This is a genomic window from Halorhodospira halophila (assembly GCF_016653405.1).
Lineage (GTDB): Bacteria > Pseudomonadota > Gammaproteobacteria > Nitrococcales > Halorhodospiraceae > Halorhodospira > Halorhodospira halophila_A.
Genome location: NZ_NHSN01000016.1, coordinates 106,915 through 128,606, shown reverse-complemented (window position 1 = coordinate 128,606; position 21,692 = coordinate 106,915). Strand labels below are relative to the sequence as shown.

Sequence of the window (21,692 nt, the reverse complement as noted above, 5' to 3'; positions counted from 1 at the left end):
ATGGCGCAGCTCGAGGGCGGGTGGAAGAATCAGGGGCTCACGGACCAGGAGCGTGCCCTGGACGGCAGAGCTGTCATGGCGGCGCAGGATAGCCAGCGCACGTTCGAGCGGATCCGTGCTCAAGTCCCACGCTGGTCCCCGGAGCGCAAATCCCGCCTGGTCACGCGCTTGGCCGAGGAGGGCCTGAGCCCGACACAGATCCGGCAGCAGATCACCCGTCTTGGCGTCGATCCCGCCGAGGTGGAGGGGACGCTGGCGAAGCTGCCGCAGCCGGTGACCGCCGGCGCCCCGATAGCACCCCGCCAGGAGCCGGCTCCCGCCGAGGCAGCCACCCCGGAGCCGTCACCGCAGCCCGAGCCCACCGCGCAGCCGAGCGGCCCCGAGGACTGGTCGGACCTGATGCGTGGCCTGGATGAGTCGGTGCATCGCAAGGCCGTGGCCGAGCGCCATGCCGCCGAGCGCACCGTCGCCGGCCATCTGGTCGAGGCGCCGAAGGCCGTGGCCCGTGGCGCTACGGGCGCCCTGGGCGAGACGCTCAAGGGCCTTCAGCTTGATGCAGACCGGATGGAGCATCGCCGGGGGGTTGGCCCGGATCGCCCGGTGGAGGAAGGCAGGCTGTACCGGGCCGGCGAGTTCTTCTCCGAGGGCGTGCGGGAGCGCCTGGCGCCGCACCCGGCCTATGAGCAGAGCTTCGTGCAGCAAGCGGCCGAGGGTGGCGGCTCGCTGGCGTTTTACGCCGGCCTGGCCGTGGCGGGCAGGGGTGCGGGTATGACCCGGGGTGGGGCGCAGTACGTCGCCCCGGCGCTCTCGGCGCAGGCGGCCGGTCAGTCCGAGGCGTATCAGAACGTCAAGCAGTTCATGGAGGAGAACCCGGAGCGGGCGGCCGAGCTGGGCATTGACGATGAGTACGCCCTGGAGCTTTCCGCGGAGGGCCGTCTGCCGGGTATCGTGCAGATCCTCTCCCTGGGGCCGATCCTGCGTCAGATCCCGGAGCCGATGCGCCCGTCGGCCAGCGCCTATCTGTTGCGCCGCATGGCTGAGGCCGGCGTGACCGAGTACACCGTCGAGAATGCCGGCGCGCTGTTGCAGAACCTTCTGCGCCGTGAGTACGACGAGGACCACCCCATTTGGGACGAGGTGCCCGAGCGCGGCGAGACGGCGGCCGTTGGCGCCGCAGCCCTCCAGGCGCTCCTGTTCCCGCTCCAGCGCCGCGGTGCGCGCGGCCCGTCGGCCACCCGTGACACCGAGCAGGATGCCCCGCTCGATTCGCTCTACGGCCAGGAGGAGCAGTCGCCCACGGCCGCGTCCGAGCGATTCGAGCGTGTGCAGCCGGAGGATGATGCGTACAGCCAGGCGGACACGCCGCTGGAGCAAGAGCAGCCGACCGAGTACGAGGCGGGCTGGGTGGCCCGACCGGGCACCTACGCGGATCCGGTTGCCGAGGGCGAGGAGCCCGCGCAGCAGGCGCCGCACGCCGAGCCGTCGATGGCCGCCGATGAGATCGGGGTGGAGTTCCCGATGCAGGAGGTGCCGGTCGCGCAACTCCAGCTTTCGCACGACGTGCCACAGTTCAAGCGCGGGGCGGATGAATCGGGGGTGGTCGAGCCCCTGGGCGGTCAGTACGAGCGCCTGGGCACGGCGCCAATCCTGGTATGGGAGCGTGAGGACGGCCGCCAGGAGGTGATTACCGGGCGGCACCGGCTGGATCTGGCTCGGCGCACCGGTGAGCAGACCATTCCGGCACAGGTCGTGCGCGAGGCCGACGGCTTCACGCGCGAGGATGCCATGGTCGCGGATGCGGAAATGAACATCCGCGACGGACAAGGGGAGGTTGCCGACTATGCGGCGTACTTCAAGCAACGCGGAACGGATGAGGCGCAAGCGCAACGCCGAGGCTTACTCGAACGCGCTAAGGGCCGAGATGGATTCGCCATCGCGTCCCAAGGATCGGAAACCCTTTATCAACTACACCAGAGTGAGCAGATCGGGGACCGGCAAGCGGCAGCGGTAGCCCGGGCAGCACCCAAGGACGAGCGGCTGCAGGCGCTCGGCATCGAGCGCATCCAGCGCGGGGAGAGCATCGAGACGGCCACCGCCATGATGCAGGCGGTGCAGGCGATGGGCGCCGAGGGCCGCGGGCCCGAGCAGGTGGATCTGTTCGGGCTCGACGACTCGGCCATGCGTCAGGCCGAGGAACTGGCGAAGAAGGCCGCCGCGCGGCAGCGGGAGATCAGCGAGGACATCCGGCTTCTGCGCAACCCGTCGAAGAACCCGCAGCGCGCCCGCGAGCTGGGGATCGACGTGCAGGATGAAACCGGGGCCCGCGAGCGGCTGCGCTCCCTGGAGGCCGAGCGCGAGCGGTGGCAGCGCTGGCACACCGACCCCGAGCTTCGCCGCTCGCTTCTCCAGCAAACGCAGGGCGAGGCGCCAGCGCAGGAACCGGCGCAGGAGCAGCAGCCCCCGGGGCCGGTTGCCGAGGGGCAGACCGACCTGTTGGGCCAGGCCGTGCCCGAGCAGCGCGAGGCCCCGGCCGAGACTCCCACCCCGACGCAGGGCGACATGATCGGTGGCGCCACGCCGGAGCAGCAGCGCCTTCACGATGAGCAGCGCGCCGTCGATGAGCGCCTATCCGGCGGAGAGGCCGGCCACGTCCCGGCCGGCGCCGGCGAGGGGGCGCTGTTCGATGGCTCGCAGGCGCAGACCGACATCGCCGACGCCCAAGCCGCCCCGGGACTGGTCTACAAGGCCGATGGCAGCCCGTACCCGACGCAGGCCGCCGCCCGTGCCGCCGCGCGCAGCCGCAAACTCCCCGACCACACCCCGGAGCAAGTGGGCGAGGGCGCCTGGGCGCTTCGCCCCCCGCAGACGGAGGCCGAGCCGAGCGCGCAGACCGCCGCCCCGGCCGAGGCCAACCCCGAGCCGTCCCCGGAGGCCGTGGCCGAGCCGACGCCGGAGCCCCAGCCCGTCGCGGAGCCGGCCGCGACCACCCCGAGCGAGCCCTTCACGCCGACGCACGAGGCATCCGACGGCGAACTGGTCCGCGCCCTGGAGGACGAGGACGGGGTGTACGTCAACCAGGCCGGTGAGGAGATCATCGACTCCGATGCGCGCCCGCTCCCCGCCGAGCGCCAGCAGCCGGTGGAGGCCGCCGAGCAGCCGGCAGCCGAGCAGACGGCCGCCGAGCCCGCGGCAGCGCAGGGCGCCGAGGACACGGCGAGCGCCCTGGGCCTCGATGGTGACCTGTACCACGGCACCGCCGCCGGCATCGACTTCGACCGCTTCGACGCCGAGCGCTCCGGTTCCGGCGTCGGCATGAACGCCTTTGACCAGGGCGATCACTTCTACCTGACCGAGAGCCGCCGGGCCGCCGAACTGTTCGGCCAGTGGGCCGAGAACAAGCGGGAGTTGCAAGCCTCGCGGATGCCGCCCGATGACGCACGCGGCTCGGTGCTGACCTTCCGCCTGGCCCCGGATGCCCGCGTGATGCAGGTCGAGCGGATGCCCCGTGGCCGGGACCGTGCGCAGCAGGTGATCGACCAGGCGCAGGAGCAGGGCTGCGACGCCATCGCCTTCCCCGAACGCGGTTTCGAGACGGTGGAGGGCTCGCTGGATGTCTACAACCTGATCCGTTCCGAAGGACTCCCGCGCACCCTGATCGTGCTCAACGAGGATGCGTTCACCCGGACCCGGGATGAGGCGCAGGCCGCGGCCATTGATGAGCAGCAGCCCCGGCATATCCTTCGCGCACTCGGCGCCCCGCTGCCGCGCTCGAACGAGTCGAAGGGGGATGCCCGCAAGCGCGCAGAGAAGGCCCTGGAGGCGGCGCGTCGGATCGACGAGGGGGTGGACCGGCTCACCGGCAAGACGATCAAGGAGCAGATCCTCGCGCCCCTGGGCCTGGCCAAGAACGGCCGGGTGGCCGAGATCCGCGAGCGCGTGAAGCAGTGGCGCCGCGAGAACCCGGACTCGGCCCTCACCGAGCGCGCAGAGATCGCCCGGCGCTACGATGCCGGCGAACTGAGCGTGGCGGACGCCCGGGAGCAGGGTCTAATCCGGCAGCATCCCGGCGCTTTCCCGAAGAAGGTCCGCTCCCTGCTTCACGACACCGGCAACACCGGGGCCTACGACTGGCAGAAGGGCCTGGAGGAGTTCCTGGAAGCCCGCGGCGATCAGAACGTCCAGGACAGCTATAACCTGAACCGTGAGGTCGCCGCCGGCTACTTCGACGGCGGCGAGATTGGCGAGATCCCGACCCACTTGCGCCGGGTGCTCGCTGCCCGTGAGTTCGGGCTCGACGTTCCCGCCAAGGCGTGGGCGGCCTACGAAGACCTCTCCGATGTCCGCGCCGAGCGAGAGAGCCGCCAGGGACAGCCCTCCGAGCGCGAGCAGGAGCGTCAGCGGCAACAGGAGGAGCAGGCCCTCGATGCCGAGCGCCTGATGGAATACGACCGGGGCCACGAATCCGGTCGGCGCAAAAAGGCGATCAGGCGGGAGGCCGCGCGCCGTTTGCGTGAGCAGATGGAGCGTGCCGGCGATCCGCAGGTGCGCCGCGAGCTTGAGTTGGCGCTGTACGTCGCCGACCGCGGGAGCTTTACGGACGAGCATGGGCGCAAACTCCTCTCCAACATGAGCCCCCGTGCCCAAGAGCAGGCCCGGGAACTCAAGCAGCAGATCATCGAGGAGGTGCGCCGCGACACCCAGGGCCGGGATACCGAGTCCCTGGAGCGCGAAACACAGGAGGCCGAGGGGGGCTGGCTGCGTGCGCGGTGGCGGCGCATGGAGAATTACCAGCGCCAGCGCATCGCGGAGGAGGCCGGGGAGGCGGACCCGGAGTGGACCAGTCGCCAAGGGCATGAGCAGATCAGCGCATCCACCCTGGAGCGACTGCGCCCGCTCATCGAGCGCGATCACAGCGAGGACTCCCCGCGCACGCGCCTGGAGCAGATGCGCCCGAGCGAGCGCGTCCAACTCGCCCGGCGCGCGGGCCTGGAGGCGCGCAAGGGGCTGGCCGCCCCCCATGTCCTACGTGAGAGCGACGTGGAGGCGCTTGCCCGGCAACTGGAGCAGGAGTCGCCTTCGCGGGTCGGTCAGGCGGCCGCCGAAACCGAGACCGCCCCGAGCGAGGCGCAGCCTGATGCTGCGGTGCCAAGCGATCCGGCTGCCGAGCCCGCCGACTCCCTGGCCGGTCAGCTTGCGGCAATGGACGAGGCCGAACTGTCGGCGCTGTTCGATGAGGTGGCCGCGGAGTCCGGTGCCGCGCAGACCGAGCGCCCCCAGGGGGCCCGGGCCAAGACGGCCGAAAAGCCCGATGGTAAGAAGCGCCCGCGCAAGCAGCAGGCTCGCGCCGAGCAGCAGGAGTCGGTCGAGCGCACGGCCGCGGAGATCGCCAAGAGCATGGGCGGGAACCTCTCCAGCGCCGGGCAGGAGGCGGTGGCGGGGCTTGCCGCGCTGTTCGGCACCAAGGCCGGGCGGCTGAGTTCGGGGCTGTCCTTCGATGAGAACACCTACCAGCAGGCCAAGCCGCACTTTCAGGCGATGCTCCGCGACTTCCAGGCCGCCGGGAAGGATCTGCGTGCGTTCATCCGCGCGGTACTCGATAATTTCGGGACGGGAATCAAGCCTTACGTCCTGCGCTTTGCGCGGGATCTGCAAGAGGGGCAGGGCCATGGAGTTTCAGATGCCGTATCTGCGGGCCATGCAGGAGCGGGCGCCGCAGATGTACCGCGAGCTGATGCGCTCCGGGAAGATGGAGGAACACCTCCAGGAATTGACCAAGCAGGCGTACCAAATGTACCGGGAACTGACCGCCAACGCGCCGAAGCTCCCGAACGGGGTGGTGAAACAGCCCCACAGGCGGGAGGCCGAGGAGATCGTGCGCGAGACGTTCATCGACTTCGAGAGCGACCCGGACGAGATCCACAGAACTTTACCGTAGAGCCCGGCGGGCTCCAGGAAACCCGCGGTCCGAAGCAGAAGGCGCGGGATAACCTGCGCGCCATCGAACTGATCCAGGCCCTTGAGGCCGAGGGTCGGCCGGCCACCCCGGAGGAGCAGGCGCAGCTTGCCCGCTACATCGGCTGGGGTGGGCTCAAGGGTGCGTTCCCGGACGCCCAGGGCGAGTACGCCAAGGGCTATCGGGACATCGGCACCCGACTGCGCGAGCTACTGAGCGATACCGAGTACCGCACCGCCGAGCGCAGCTTGCAGTACGCCCACTACACCTCGGAGACGGTCACCCGGGGCATGTGGGATCTGGTCCGTCGGCTCGGGTTCGACGGCGGCCAGGTGTTCGAGCCGGGCATGGGTGTCGGCAACTTCCCGGCCACCATGCCCGCCGACGTGGCGGCGCGCACGCACTACGCCGGCCTGGAACTCGATCACATCACCGCGCGCATCGCCCGGGCGCTCTACCCGCGCTGGGGCGTGCGCCAGGACGACTTCACCCGGGCCCCCTTGCCGCGGGATACCTTCGATCTGGTGATCGGCAACCCGCCGTTTGCCGACATCCCCATCCGCAGCGATTCCCGATACCCGCAAGGGTTCCTCCTGCACGATTACTTCTTTGCCAAGTCCCTCGATGCGGTGCGCCCCGGTGGGCTCCTGGCCTTCGTCACGTCGGCCGGGACCATGAACAAGGCCGACGCCAGCGCCCGCGAGTACCTGGCTGATCGGGCCGATCTGGTGGGCGCGATCCGTCTGCCGGGTGCCGCTTTCGAGAAGACCGCCCACACCTCGGTCACCACCGACATCGTGGTGCTGCGCAAGCGCCTGGAGGGGGAGCCGGCTGGGGATCGTAGCTGGACGGAGACGGTTGAGGTCACGCTCCCGAACAAACAGGGGCAGTCGATCACCGGGCGGATGAGCCGCTACTTCGCCGAGAACCCGGACATGGTGCTCGGCGAGCAGGGCTTCTTTGACCCGCTCTACGAGAATCGCTACGCCGTGCGCGGGGTCAAGGGCCAGCCGCTCGACAAGGCCCTGGCGCGGGCCATCGAGCAGTTCCCCGAGAACGTCATGGCCGAGGGGGTGACCCAGGACGAGCGGGCGGAGATCGACTTCGGCACCGATCAGAAGAAGGACGGCTCGTTCTACTTCGACGGCGAGCGGCTGATGCAGGTGCGCGATGGTGTCGGCGTGCCGGTGCAGGCCCGCGGCAAGGGGCAGGCGGGCATTCCCAAGGGGCATATCGAGCGCATCCGTGGCCTGGTCCCCATCCGTGATGCCCTGCGCGCGGTCTACGCCGCGGATCTGGCCGGGCAGCCGGATAACGCCAAGGTCGCCCGGGCGCGGCTCCACGAAGCCTACGACGCCTTCGTGGAGCGGTTCGGGCCGATCAACAAGCTCGAACGCCAACACCGGCGCCCGACCATCGTTCAGCAGGAGGCCGCCCGCGCGGAGGCACGCGAAGAAGCCCGGTATGCCGGGGAGGTCTGGCGCGAGGGCGACTTCGACGCCTCGGGGATGATTGCCGAGGGGGCCTCCCTGACCAAGATCGCCGCCGCGCGCAAGGCCGCCCGCGAGCAGGCCGAGCGGGAGGGGCGCAGCTTCGACGAGGGGAGCTTCGACCCGGCCGCCATGGAGGATCTGGTCATCGAGAAGCGGGAGAACATCGACCCGTTCATGGATGACCCCGAGAGCTACCGCCTGCGCGCCATCGAGGTCTACAGCGAGGAAACCGGAGAGTCGGGCAAGAGCGATGTTTTCTTCGAGAACATCATCACGCGCGAGCGCGCGCCCGAGATCCGCTCGGTCAACGACGCGATGCTCCATGTACTCAACCGCAAGGGCCGGCTCGACATCCCAGAGATCGCCGCGCTCTCGGGTAAGTCGCAGACGCAGGCCATCGAGGAGCTAGGCGAGAGCATCTTCAAGCTCCCCGGCACCGAAGACACCTACGTCCTGCGCGATGCGTACCTCTCGGGCAACGTGCGCGAGAAGTTGCGCCGCGCCGAGGCGGCGGCGGAGAAGAACCCCGAGTTCGAGCGCAACGTCGCCGCCCTGGAGGCGGTGCAGCCGGTCGATCTAACGCCTTCGGAGATCAGCGCCACCCTGGGCGCCCCGTGGATCCCCGAGGCAATCGTTGAGCGGTTCGCCACCGATGGGTTAGGGCTTCGCACGCTCACCGCGCGCTATACGCCGAAGCTCGCCTATTGGGAGGTCAGTGGGGATAAGGGATCGGCGGCGTCCACCGCCGAGTGGGGAACGGCGGACCTGTCGGCCACCGAACTGATCGAGCACGCGCTGAACCGGCGCACGCCACAGGTCACCCGCTCGGAAAAGCTCGCTGACGGCACCCGGACCACCTGGGTCGATACCGAGGCCACACAGGCGGCACAGGACAAGCTCAAGACGATCAAGGAGAAGTTCTCGACCTGGGCCTGGGAGGACGAGGGCCGGGCCGCGGAACTGGCCGAAATCTACAACGAGCAGTTCAACTCGACGGTCGTGCGCGAGTACGACGGCTCCTACCTGACCACGCCCGGCGTCTCGTCCGCTTGGCAGTGGCGCCCGCATCAGAAGCGGGTGATCGCGCGGATCATCCAGTCGGGCAACACCTACATGGCGCACGGCGTTGGCGCCGGAAAGACCTCGGCGATGATCGGCTCGGGCATGGAAATGCGCCGGCTCGGGCTGGTGAACAAGCCCATGTACGTGGTCCCGAATCACATGCTCGCGCAGTTCACCAAGGAGTTCTATGAGCAGTACCCCACGGCACGCATTGCCGTGGCAGATGAGCGGCGCTTTCACACCAGCCGGCGCAAGCAGTTCATCGCCAACGTGGCGAGCGAGGACCTGGACGCCATCATCATCACCCACTCGGCGTTCGGGATGATCCCGGTCAGCAACGAGTTCCAGGACGGTCTGATCCAGCAGCAGATCGACGACTACCGCGAACTGCTTGAGCAGATGGACAAGGATGCCGAGAACCGCATCACGCGCTCCCGGTTGCAGAAGCAGATCGAGCGCCTGGAGCAGCGGCTTACCGGCAAGGCGGAGAAGGCCACGGACCAGGTATTCACCTTCGAGGAGATGGGGGTGGATTTTCTGTTCGTGGACGAGGCCCACTACTTCCGCAAGCTGGACTTCGCCACGAAGATGTCCGGCGTGAAGGGGGTCAGCCCCGAGGGCTCGAAGGCGTCGTGGGATCTGTACGCCAAGAGCCGCCACCTGGAGCGGGTGAACCCGGGGCAGAACCTCGTGCTGGCCTCGGGGACGGCCGTGACCAACACCATGGCCGAGCTCTACACAATCAGCCGCTACCTCCAGCCGCAGGAGTTGGAGGCGCGCGGGCTGTCGCACTTCGACGCCTGGGCCGGCGCCTTTGGCGATACGGTCACGGACCTCGAGCAAGACGCCGCCGGCAACTACAAGTCGGTGACGCGCTTTGCCAAGTTCGTCAACGTCCCGGAACTGTCGAACATGGTTCGCCAGAACATGGACGTGGTGACCAGCCAGCAGCTTGGCGAGTACGTCACCCGGCCCCGGTTGCGCGGGGGCAAGCGGCAGATGAACCTGGCCGAACGCTCGGAGGCGCTGGTCGAGTATCAGGCGAAGCTGGCCGCGCGGATGGAGGCCATCGAGCGGCGCAAGGGCCCGCCGGAGCCTGGCGACGACATCATGCTCTCGGTCATCAACGATGGGCGCCATGCCGCCATCGACATGCGTTTGGCCGACCGCGAGGTGAGCGAAGACCCGGGCAGCAAGCTCAACATGCTCATCGACAACGTGGCCGAGATCCACCGGCGCACGAGCGCGCAGCCGTTCTACGAGCCGCGTGCCGATGGCTACAGCGAGACCCCGGTGGACGCTGGCCCGGCCACGCAGATGATCTTTGCCAACCTCGGGCTCTCGGGCACACGGGGCTTCTCGGTGCCGAACTACATCCGCGCCGAACTGGCCCGCCGCGGGGTGCCGCGCTCAGAGATTGCCGACATCCGCGACTACAAGACCCACGCCGCACGGCAACGGCTGTTCAACGACGTGAACGAGGGCAAGGTCCGCGTGCTCATCGGCTCGACGGCCAAGATGAGCACCGGCGTCAACGCCCAGCGCCGGCTCTACGCGGTCCATAACCTCGACCCGCTTTGGTACCCGGCCGACGACGAGCAGCGCAACGGCCGGATTCTGCGCCAGGGCAACATGAACCCCGAGATCGAGATTCACGACTACTCGACCAAGGGCACCTACGACTCGACCATGTGGCAGATGATGGAGCGCAAGGCGCGCTTCATCGAAGGCTTCTTCCGCGGCGACCCGACGCTGCGCGATATGGATGACCTGGGCGAAGCCAGCCAGTACGAGCAGGCCAAGGCGCTCTCGACGGCCGACCCGCGGATCATGCAGCTCACCGAACTGCGCCAGAACCTTGAGCGTGAGCAGCGGCGCAAGGCGGCGCACCAGCGCGAGCAGTCGGTGATCCGTCAGCGGATCAACCGCGCACAGATGAGCCGCCAAACCTCGGTCAACCGGATCCCGCGCATCGAGGAGGACATCGCCCAGCGCCAGGACACCAGCGGCGAGGCGTTCATCGCCAAGGTCGGCGATCAGGCGTTCACCGACCGCTTGGAGGCCGGCCAGGCGATGCTCCAGCGCATCGAGGAGTTGAAGCAGGGGCAGGGCATGGCGCCGCCGAAGAAGATCGGCGAGATCGGCGGCTTCGACATTATGGCGACGGTGTGGGGCACCCACGAGCGGTTCGCCGACGTGGGGCTCAAGCGTGCCGGCGACTACTCGGCCGACGTGCGCGTGAGTGGCTCGGCCCGGGGTCTGATCCAGTCGCTTGAGCACCAGCTTCGCGGGTTCGAGTCGGAGATCGAGCACCACCGCAAGCGCATCGCCGAGGCCGAGCAGGAGGTTCGGGAGTACGAGAGCCGGCTGGGCCAGGAGTACGACGGCGCCGAGCGCCTGGAAGACCTGCAAACCCAGGTGCGGGCCATCGAGGCGGAACTTGCCCGCGAGAGCCAGGAAGGCGGCGAGGCCGGCGGCAGCGAGGAGCGGTATGCCCGCGGCCTGTACCACGACCCCTGGCTCGGCATGGTCCCGCGGCAGGGCCCGTCGGAGCACTACACGCAGCGCCAGGGCGACGCGGTGGACTGGCACCACAGCAACATCGTGGTGGACATGGACGCCTACGACGCCGACAGCACCCTGCGCTACGTCCGCTACGGCGATGCGCACGAGGTGCGGATCAGCGGCTCGCCGGCCCTGGCGCCCTATGGCCGTGGGCGGGCGCAGATCCGGCGCATGGCCACCGAGATGGTCGAGCGCGGCACACCGGGCGATGTTCGCCTGCGCGTCGATGACATGGCGCTCGGGCACGAGATGGAAGGCGTGGACCTTGGTGCGCTGCGCGATTGGGCCGAGGGGCCGAGCCTCAAGCGGTCCTCGACCCTGGGGCAAGGGCTCCCGGTTGAGCAGGCCCGGCGCCACGTTGCCAAGGTCAGTGCCGGCTGGGACGGCCCGCGCCTGGAGACGGTGCAGAGCGTGCGCGACCTGCCCGCCGACATCCACGCGCTGGCCGAGCAGGCCGGGGCCCTGGAGGATATGCGCGGGGTCTACTACCGCGGGGTGATCTACCTGGTGGCGGATCGCCACGACAGCGCCCAAGCCCTGGAGCGGACCCTGCTGCACGAGGCGGTCGGCCACTACGGGCTGCGCAATCTCCTCGGCACCCGGATCCGCCCGGTGCTCAATCAGGTGTGGGCGGCCACCGGCGGGGCGCGGGGCAATCAGGCGATCATCGACAGCTACTTCGAGCCGGGCACCTTCGACCCGCAGAACGCCACGCACCGGGCGATCATCGCCGAGGAGCGCCTGGCGCAGATGGCCGAGGATGGCACCCATGCCAGCATCATCGAGCGAGCGGTGGCGGTACTGCGCGAGTGGCTGCGCGGGCTCGGGCTGACCATCCGACTCAACGACGCCGACCTGCGGGCCCTGTTGCGCCGGGCTCACCGCTCCCTGGAGGCGCAGACGCCGGATCAGATGGCCGGCGAGGCGGCCTTTGCCCGCCGCGGCCAGCAGGGCACCGAGGCGTTGGACCGGCAGCGCCAGGTCAGCGAGGCCATCCGCAAGGGCGCCCCGGTGGATCGGCTGTTCAGCGCGGTGTTCGACCTGACCGGCAGCACGGATGAGTACGGCCGCTTCCGCCCGGGTGTGCAACTGACCGAGCAGATCCGCAAGACGCTCCACGAGCGCACGGTGGACCCGGAGGGAATGTTCGGGCGCTGGCTGCACCCGCTGGTTGAGCGGGCCCGGGCCGGGCTCATCGACCGCTACGGCGTGCCCGAGTCATTCATCCAACGCGATGCCGCCCGAGAGTCGGAGAGCCGGCGGATCCTCGGGCAGATGGAGGGGTTGGTCGAGCAGATTCAGAAGGCCAACCTCAGCCGCGAGGAGCGCCTGGTGCTCCAGCGCGTGCTCGATGAGGGCGAGGTGCCGACCGAGGCGCTGGAATCGCTCTCGGTGCCGATCCGCGCCGCCCTAGATGACCTGACCGGGCAGATGATCGAGCTTGGGCTGATAAAGGCCGATAGCGCGATCACCGACTGGCTGCACCGCAGCTACCAGAAGCACGAGGCGGAACTCTCGGGACTTCCGAAGTGGATGCACCAGGCGCAGCGCAAGCACCGCAAGAAGATCGGCGGCGACTCGCTGCGGATGCGCGGGCTCAAGGAGGAGGTCACCACCGAGCGGCTGCTTCGCAACGTGCCCCGCGACTGGTGGGGCCGGAAGCTGCGCCCCGGCCAGGCCGACACCCACCTGGTCGGCACCGAGTGGGTCATGCTCGACCGCCTGGAGTACACGCCCGAGGGCATGGACCCGCTCACCGGCATGGACCCGGCGCAGCCGGCCCAGCGCCGCGTGCGCGAGCGCGTGTTCTGGCCCGCCGACCGGGAGCTTCCGGCGCGCTTTGACACCTGGGAGAGCCGCGGCACCTTCGAGGTGGCCGGTACCCGGGGCGAGAAGCTGATCCTCCGCCGTGACTACACCCGGGCCGAGCGGGAGGACATGGGCCAGGTTCTCGACGTGCGCTACAACCTCATCAAGAGCTTCCAGCTTCTCGCGCACGACATTTCCAGCGCCCGGTTCTTCTCCGACATCGCCAAGAACCCGGATTGGGCCAAGCACGAGCCGACCACCGAGACCGGCGAGGCGCCGGAGATCGTCAACGCCGAGGAGGCGCGGCGGCTCTCGACGTTCGTGGGCGTCGATTGGGTGCGGGTGCCCGAGACCCGGGTGGCCAAGGGCGCCAAGGCATTCAAGTGGGGTGATCTGGCCGGCATGTACGTGCGCCCGGAAATCTGGCGCGACCTCAACGAGCTGGACATCATGCAGACGCCGGGGACGTGGCGAAAGCTGCTGACCCACTGGAAGCTGAACAAGGCCCTGGCCCTCGATACGCCGATCCCGACTGCGGACGGATGGACCACGATGAGGGAAATCCAGGAGGGCGACACACTGTTCGATGAGAACGGAAAGCCCTGCACGGTCTTGGAGGTGAAGGACGTTCAGCACGGCCGACCCTGTTACCGGGTAGAGTTCTCGGATGGGACCAGCATCGTGGCCGACGATGAGCACTGGTGGTTCACGAACCACCGTAACGATGGGGGCGCCGTTCGTACCACTGAGGAAATCCGCAACACGCTCACGATCAACCATCGGGGCGAAGCGGCCCATTCGATCCCGGTGGCCGGCGCACTGGAACTACCGGATGCCGACCTACCCTTGCCGCCCTACGCGCTGGGGGTTTGGCTTGGAGACGGCCACAAGAGAAGCCCCCGCTTATACGTTGGCGGCCAAGACCTGGAGGAGGTTGTCTCCAACCTGGAGTCATCCGGGGTGGTTTGCACCGCCCCGATAAAGGATAAGCGCAACAACGTCTATTCGTTTACGATTCAGAAGCAGCCTGGACGCTGTATCCGTGGCCACGACGACAGTCACCGCAACCCGAAAAACTGCGGTGAGTGCGAGCGAGAGGCCCGCCGAGAGAAATCCATCGGCGAGCCGATGTCTCCGGTAGTCAACGCGGACTTCGGGGACCGAATGCGTGACCTGGGTGTGATCGGCGATAAGCACATCCCCGGCGAGTATCTGCGGGCTTCGCAGCAGCAACGGCTGGAGCTTCTGCAAGGCATCGTGGACTCTGACGGGTGCATCACAACCAAGGGGGAGTGCATCATCATCAGCAGCTCCGAGCGTCTTGCCCGGGGCATCAAAGAGCTTGTGACCTCGCTCGGGTACAAGCCGACCCTGCGTCCGTCTGAGTCTCGCCTGAACGGAGAGTGCGTCGGCACACACTGGAGAATCTACTTCCGCCCGAACACGGATCGCCCCGTAGCCACAATCCGGCGCAAGGCCGAACGGATCCGGCCGGCCTCGGTCTCCCGGCGGCGCTCGGGGAACCGACAAATCGTATCCATCACCCCGGTCGATTCGGTGCCTGTGCGGTGCATTGCGGTCTCGTCGGAGAGCCACCTGTACCTAGCCGGCGACGGCATGGTGCCCACCCACAACACCGCCCGCTCGCCCGTGGTCCACGTCAACAACGTGATGTCGAACCTCGGGCTCATGGACCTGATCGACGTGCGTGTGCGTGACCTTGCCGCGGGGATCCGGGAGTTCGCGCACAAGGGGCCCATGTACCAGGAGGCGCGTGAGCATGGCGCCTTCGGCGGCACCTTCGTCCACCAGGAGATCCAGCGCGATGTGCTCGCGCCCATCGTCGATGAGATGCTGGCCGAGGCCCGGCGCGGTGAGGAGTCGATGGGTGGCCGGGTGCGCTTCCTCTCCCAGCTTGGTTACCGGCTGTGGGACGGGGTGAAGAAGGCCGACCGGCGCATGGTGGACTTCTACCAGGTCGAGGATGAGATTTTCCGCATGGGGACATACATGCGCCTGCGCGGCATGGGCATGGATGCGCCCGAGGCGGCCCGGCAGGCGCGGGTGCAGTTCCTCGACTACAACATCCGCGCCCCCTGGGTGAACGCCGCCCGGCAGAGCGTGCTGCCGTTTATCAGCTACACCTACCGCGCGGCGCCGGCCATTGCCACGGCCATCGCCCACCGGCCCTGGAAGCTCGCCAAGTACATCACCATCGGTTACCTGGCGAACCTGCTCGCCTTCGAGCTGGAGCCCGGCGACGAGGACGAGGAGCGGCGCACGATGCGCCCCGAGGTCCAGGGCATGACCTGGGCCTCGATCCCGTTCACGGACATCGGCTGGAACCGCATGGTGCGGTTGCCGTGGCGCGACCAGTACGACAACCCCATGTACCTCGACATCATGCGTTGGGTGCCGGCCGGCGATGTCTTCGACACCCAGCAGGGCGTCACCGGCGTACCGGCCTGGCTGCAGATGGGTGGCCCGCTCCAGATCGGCTTCGAGCTATACCTGAACAAGCAGAACTTCACCGGGCAGGAAATCTACGACCCGCTCGCCTCGGACTGGCAAGACCGGCTCAATGCGCGCATGGGCTACTTGTGGCGTGCCTACGTGCCGAGTGGGGCGTACATCCCAGGCTCCTGGCACAATGCCTCACTCATGTCCGCACTGCGCGGCGAGCGCGACCTTCTCGACCGCCCGGCGAGTATCCCTCAGTCTCTCGCCTCCGGGGTCGGCATCAAGGCGCGCGGGCACGATGTGGACCTCGGGTACTGGTTCCGAAGCATGGAGATCGAACAGCGCCGGCGCGCGCTTCACGCCGAACGTCGAGCGCTGGAACGCGACTATCGGCGGAACGCTATCAGCTATCCGGCATATAACCGGGCGGTGAGGCGTGTTGAGGCAAAGACGAACCATCTGTCCAGTGCGGCGGCAGCAATTGCCCCGCGCTGATCGGCACCACCCGAGCTCAAAACACCCCTCGCTGACACGAGTCCTGTTGGTCGACACGCAGTCCCCGGTGTGACAAAGCGTTAGCAGGATTCTGTACGGCTTGATTGAGAACATCGGTTGGGTACACTGAGTCAATCGACGTTGACATGACCTTTAGGGTCGGTCGAGTGTTTAACGAGAGAAGGCCAAGGACAGGAAGTAGCAAGCGAAAGGAGGCAACGTGCCACAACCCATCGAAACTCATCAATTCGTTCGGGGGCGTGAGTACAACCGGGCTAGAGATATTCATAAGGTCTATGGCGGGCAGCGGCAGAGTGGAATCGTTACCCCCGCGGAGCACCCATTTATTTTTCTTTTCACCGGTAGCACCGGGTCCGCCTATGGCTATGAGGATGGCTGGTCTCCCGACGGCGTTTTCATGTATACGGGGGAGGGTCAAATAGGCGACATGGCTTTTGTTCGCGGCAACAAGGCTGTGCGAGACCATGCCCAAAAGGGGAAAGAGCTTCTCCTTTTTGAAACCCTAGAAAAAGAAAAGTCCGTTCGTTTTCAAGGTACTTTCTCTTGTGCGTCATGGGAGTTGCGACAGGGTAAGGACCGGGACGGCAATGATCGTCAGATCATTGTCTTTCACCTCGTGCCTCAGGAGTTGACGACCAGCGCGGATGTTGGTGATGAGGCTGCTGACTATGATGATCTAGAAAGCCTTCGCAGAGCGGCTTATGAGGCTTCACAGCAAACGGCTGCGTCCAGTTCTAAAAAAACCCGGGAGGAGTACCGGAGAAGGAGTGCCGCGGTTAAGAGTTATGTCTTAGCTCGTGCTGAGGGAATCTGTGAGGGATGTAACAGCAGCGCCCCTTTTCAACGCGCAAATGGATCTCCATACTTGGAGCCACATCACATCCTGCGCCTTGCTGATGAGGGGCCGGATGATCCGCGTTATGTCGCTGCCCTCTGCCCGAATTGCCACCGGCGATGCCATCATGGTGATGATGGCGCGCAATTCAATGAGAGGCTGTTAGCTCATATCCAAGAAATTGAGAAACAGGAACTATTTGAAAGCGCTTCATCTGTCAGGTGATGAGGTGACGATAACGTAGGATGTCTACCTCGCTCCCCGTGTGGCTCCAAACGAAGCGAGTTGCGATATTGGTCTCGCGTTCGCCGTCGCGGAGTTCGACCTCGACAAGCGCGTCAGGTGGCAACCCCCTCGGCGGTCGGTGTTGCTGACCAGTCCAATCGTTTTTGATCCACCGGGGAGCGTGGCCGCCCGGGTTAGGCATAGACCTATGTGGCATGTCGAGCGTGATTGACTCCCATCAAGGCAAGTGAAAGGCCGGGCTGCTCGGCTACCGAGGGGCGAGATGGTACCCTGATAAGCCTCGTGGGAAACGTACTCGCACTCTGCGCCCGAGGACAAGGATGGCCGAGCAAGCAGTAGACACGGAACACCCGGTCGAGCAGTTCATCAGCCGTTGGAGCGGTGTCGCGGGGACCGAGCAAGCCAACTCCCAACTCTTTCTCACCGAGCTGTGTGATGCCCTAGAGCTTCCGAAGCCCGATCCTGCCGGGGACCAGGCTGAGGAGAACGAGTACGTCTTCGAGCGGCGCCTGCATGAGCACGGCCCAGATGGTTCCGTCCACAACCGGAGGGCGGATCTCTACCGGCGTGGCTGCTTCGTTCTGGAATCGAAGAAGATCAGGGCCGGAGAGAACACCACCGGCTGGGACAAGGCCCTCAAGCGGGCGTTTGAGCAAGCCCAGGGCTACGTTCGGGCGCTGCCAGCATGGGAAGGTCGGCCACCGTTCATCCTGGTGGTCGATGTGGGGCAGGTCATCGAGTGCTACTCGGAGTTCTCACGTAGCGGCGGCAACTACGTCCCATACCCCAGCCCAGCTCAACACAGAATCCGCCTGGAGGATCTTCGGGATTCAGAGGTCCGCGAGCGCCTTCGGCTCGTATGGCTCGACCCGGACGCGCTAGACCTGTCCAAGCGCGCGGCGCGTGTTACCCGGCAGATCAGCGACGACCTGGCAAAGCTTGCGCGCTCGCTAGAGCAGGGCGGCTACGAGGTTGAGCGCGTCTCCCGATTCCTGATGCGGGCCATGTTTACGATGTTCGCCGAGGACATCGGCCTTATCCCCCACGGCCGCTATCAGGAAATGCTCCGGGAGGTACGCCAGGACCCCGAGGTGTTCCCGGATGCGATGCGAGCCCTCTGGGAGCGGATGCGGGATGGTGGGTTTGAGTCTCGTTGGTTGGTGCGCATCCCGCAGTTCAACGGCGGGCTCTTTGACGAGATCAACCCCATCCCTCTCAACACGGAGCAGCTTGATCTTCTGATCAACGCAGCCTCCCACGACTGGACCGAGGTGGAGCCGGCGATCTTCGGGACGTTGCTGGAGCGGGCCCTGGATCCCAAGGAACGGCATAAGCTCGGCGCCCATTATACGCCCCGGCCATACGTTGAACGCCTGGTCCTGCCGACGGTCGTGGAGCCCTTGCGCGAGGAGTGGGCAGACGCACAAGCGCAGGCGGCAATGCTGCTTGCCCAGGGCAAGGAGAAGGAAGCCCGGGAGGCCGTAGAACGCTTCTTCGGTCGGCTGCTGGAAACGCGCGTGCTCGACCCGGCCTGCGGCTCGGGCAACTTCCTCTATGTGGCGATGGAACACCTCAAACGGCTGGAGGGTGAGGTCCTAGAGCTGCTCTCGGAGCTGCGTGGTGGGCAAACGGGGTTCGATGCCGAGGGCATGACCGTGGACCCGCACCAGTTCCTCGGTCTGGAGATCAACCCGTGGGCAGCCCATATTGCGGAAATGGTGCTGTGGATCGGTTACGTGCAGTGGCACTACCGAATCCACGGCCGGGTGGACAATCTCCCGGAGCCCATCCTGCGCCGGTTCCACAACATCGAGCACCGGGATGCGCTGATCGAGTACGACGATGTGGAGCCGCTGCTGAATGAGCATGGAGAGCCGGTCACTATTTGGGATGGTACCACCAAGCCCTCGCCGGTCACGGGTGAGCCGATCCCGGACGAGGCTTATCGCGCGCAGGTTTACCATTACATTAATCCCCGTCGGGCCGAATGGCCTCAGGCAGATTTTGTGGTTGGTAATCCGCCCTTTATCGGCTCGAAAAGAATGCGTGCAGCACTTGGTGATGGATATGTCGATGCAATTCGGTCGGCCTGGGGCGGGGAGGTTCCCGACTCAGCAGACCTTGTTATGTACTGGTGGCACATAGCGGCCAAATACGTTAAATCCGGGCAGGTTTTTCGCTTTGGGTTTGTGGCTACCAATTCATTACGGCAGACGTTCAATCGCCATGTGATTGCGAATCACGTAAGTTCGGATCCGCCTCTTTCTTTGGTTTTTGCGATTCCTGATCATCCATGGGTCGATAGCGCGGATGGGGCCGCGGTGAGAATCTCTCTGACAGTCGCTCAGAGTGGGAAGTCGCAGGGTGCGCTGCAAATGGTCACCAAGGAATCGCACCCAGACGGAGGCATTCCGAGAGTCGAGGTCAGCAGCAGCCAAGGGTTATTGAACTCAAACCTCACTGTAGGAGCTGATGTGGGTTCTGCTTTTCCCTTGGCATCCAATCGGCGCGTAACCAGTAACGGTTTTGCGCTTCACGGTGCGGGCTTTATTGTTACTCCGGACCAGGCTGAAGAATTGGGTTTAGGGTGTGATCCAGAAATTGCGAAACGCATCCACCCATACCGCAACGGCCGGGATATTATGCAGACCCCGCGTGGGGTGATGGTTATCGATCTTTTCGGGCTCAGTCAAGAGGACGCACGCTATCGTGTGCCTGCTCTGTATCAATGGGTTCGGGATCGCGTAAAGCCGGAGCGGGATCAGAACCGCCGTAAGAGCATACGCGAGAACTGGTGGGTTTTTGGATGGCCACGCCCCGAGTGGCGCAAAATAAGTAGTGGGGTCGAGCGCTATATTGCTACGGTTGAAACCGTGAAGCACCGGATTTTTACATTTCTTGATCAGTCAATTGTGCCAGATCACATGCTGGTCAACATCGGGGTTGAAGACGCTTTCTACCTGGGTGTGCTTTCAAGTCGAGTCCATGCTGCGTGGGCACTGGCCGCTGGTGGCACGCTGGAGGACCGGCCAAGGTACAACAAAACCCGATGCTTTGAGACGTTCCCTTTCCCAGCGCCGGACCATACTCTGGAGCATCGCATCGCTGTGCTCGGCGAACGGCTAGATGCACAACGCGCTGAACGCCAGGCACGAGACCCAGGCCTTACACTCACCGGCATGTACAACGTCTTGGAGAAGATCCGCGCCGGAGAGAAACTGACGAAGAAGGAACGCACGGTCCACGAGCAGGGGCTGATCTCGGTACTTGCGGAGCTACACGATGAACTCGACCGGGCCGTATTCGAGGCTTATGGCTGGGAGGATCTCGCAGATGTGCTCGTCGGCCGTCCCGGCGCGACCACGCCGCTTCAAAACAAGCCCGAGGACCAAGAACAAGCCGAGCAGGATCTGCTGCAGCGCCTAATAGACCTCAACGCCGAGCGCGCCGCTGAGGAGGCGCGCGGGCATGTGCGCTGGCTGCGTCCCGAGTTTCAGGCGCCAGACGAGGCGGGGGACCAGACGAGTGAGAGCAGCGAGCACGAGGCGGAGCAGACCGAGTTGGCCGCGGTTTCAACTACCGCAGAGACGGCGGGCAAGAAGCCGACCTTCCCGAAGAATACGGGTGATCGCATCCGGGCGGTTCGGCAGGCCCTCTCAGAAGGGCCTCAAACGACCGCCAGCATCGCGGCCCGCTACACCCATCGGCCTAGCAAGGCCGTCCAGGCTGCCCTTGAGGCCCTGGAAGCTATCGGCATGGCGAGCCATGAAGGCGAGTTGTGGTGGGAGACCTAAACGAAATATGGCGTGCTTTTCCACCGCAAGGCTGGACAACTTTATACTGGGTAGGGAAGCCTCAACCAAGTGTTCTGCAGTGACTCCGGCCTTTCCTCCGCTGCGCTATACACATTAAGCGTTTTGCTGGATGTTTCCGGCCCCACATGTGCCACCGTTAAATCTCCTTGAGGTTCGTAGGATGTCCGAATGGGATAAAGATATAGCGGCGTTAGATTTGAGTGACCCTGAAAAAAATGGGTTGCAGGTATATAGGAACTACACAACCGCATTCGAGAAAAGGCGCGCCAAAGAGTTTTCTGAAGAGGTCAACGCGGAGTCTTACAATATTTCGGGCTTGGACGGGGTCTGTGACGCAATCGCGTCTGATGATGAAAGGTTTCTTCCGGTGATAGCTTGTGCTTTCTCCGATGAAGCTCTCCATGAGATGTACAAGCGTGAAATACCCAAAGGGATCCCAGGAGGCAGGGACAGCCTCTTTGCCGGCTACGGACCATTCTCAAGTCTCTCAAAAAGAATACAGGTTGCCTGCGCCTTTGGCTGGCTCAGCGAAGACATACTCCAGGATATAGATTCACTGAGAAAGATCAGGAACAAAATTTCCCACTCATGGGATCATGAGTCGCTATCAGGGTATGCTGAACAGGCTCCCATATCTAATATCACTCCTATCGAAGAAATATTCAAAGAGCATCAAGCGTGCTTATTATTTTCCAATGTTAAAAGTCTAGACGCTGTTGGCCGCCTGCGGGTCCGAACCATCTGGATTCTCGGTCGGCTATTTTATGAGTCGCTACTATACCCTCGCGCCTTGAAGAAAAGGCTCCACCCGCATGGGGTCCTCTACGGACAGTACCATCCAGAGCTATTATCAAAGGTGTCAGGGGTGTGTAGTGAGTACAGCAGGAAAGTGCTTGGGAGCACAATTTAAAAAGGGCGTCGAAGCAATTTGCTTTTCG

General features: G+C 65.4%; 4 protein-coding genes. All 4 read left to right on the top strand.

Features of this window, described 5'->3' with window-relative positions:
* On the top strand, nt 1-15,837 hold the full coding sequence (locus CCR79_RS05535; RefSeq protein ID WP_201169647.1) for an LAGLIDADG family homing endonuclease: 15,837 nt from the start codon (nt 1-3) through the stop codon (nt 15,835-15,837).
* A gap of 220 nt (nt 15,838-16,057) precedes the next feature.
* Entirely contained in the window at nt 16,058-16,918 is an 861-nt protein-coding gene (locus CCR79_RS05530) for an HNH endonuclease (protein ID WP_201169644.1), read from the top strand.
* Between the two features lie 341 nt (nt 16,919-17,259).
* A complete protein-coding gene (locus tag CCR79_RS05525) occupies nt 17,260-20,733 on the top strand; it encodes a class I SAM-dependent DNA methyltransferase (protein WP_201169640.1) in 3,474 nt (1,157 codons plus the stop codon).
* A 181-nt stretch (nt 20,734-20,914) separates the two neighbouring features.
* Nucleotides 20,915-21,664 carry a hypothetical protein gene (locus tag CCR79_RS05520; protein WP_201169638.1) on the top strand — a complete coding sequence of 250 codons (750 nt, stop codon included), beginning with the start codon at nt 20,915-20,917 and terminating at the stop codon, nt 21,662-21,664.
* Nucleotides 21,665-21,692: the final 28 nt, after the last annotated feature.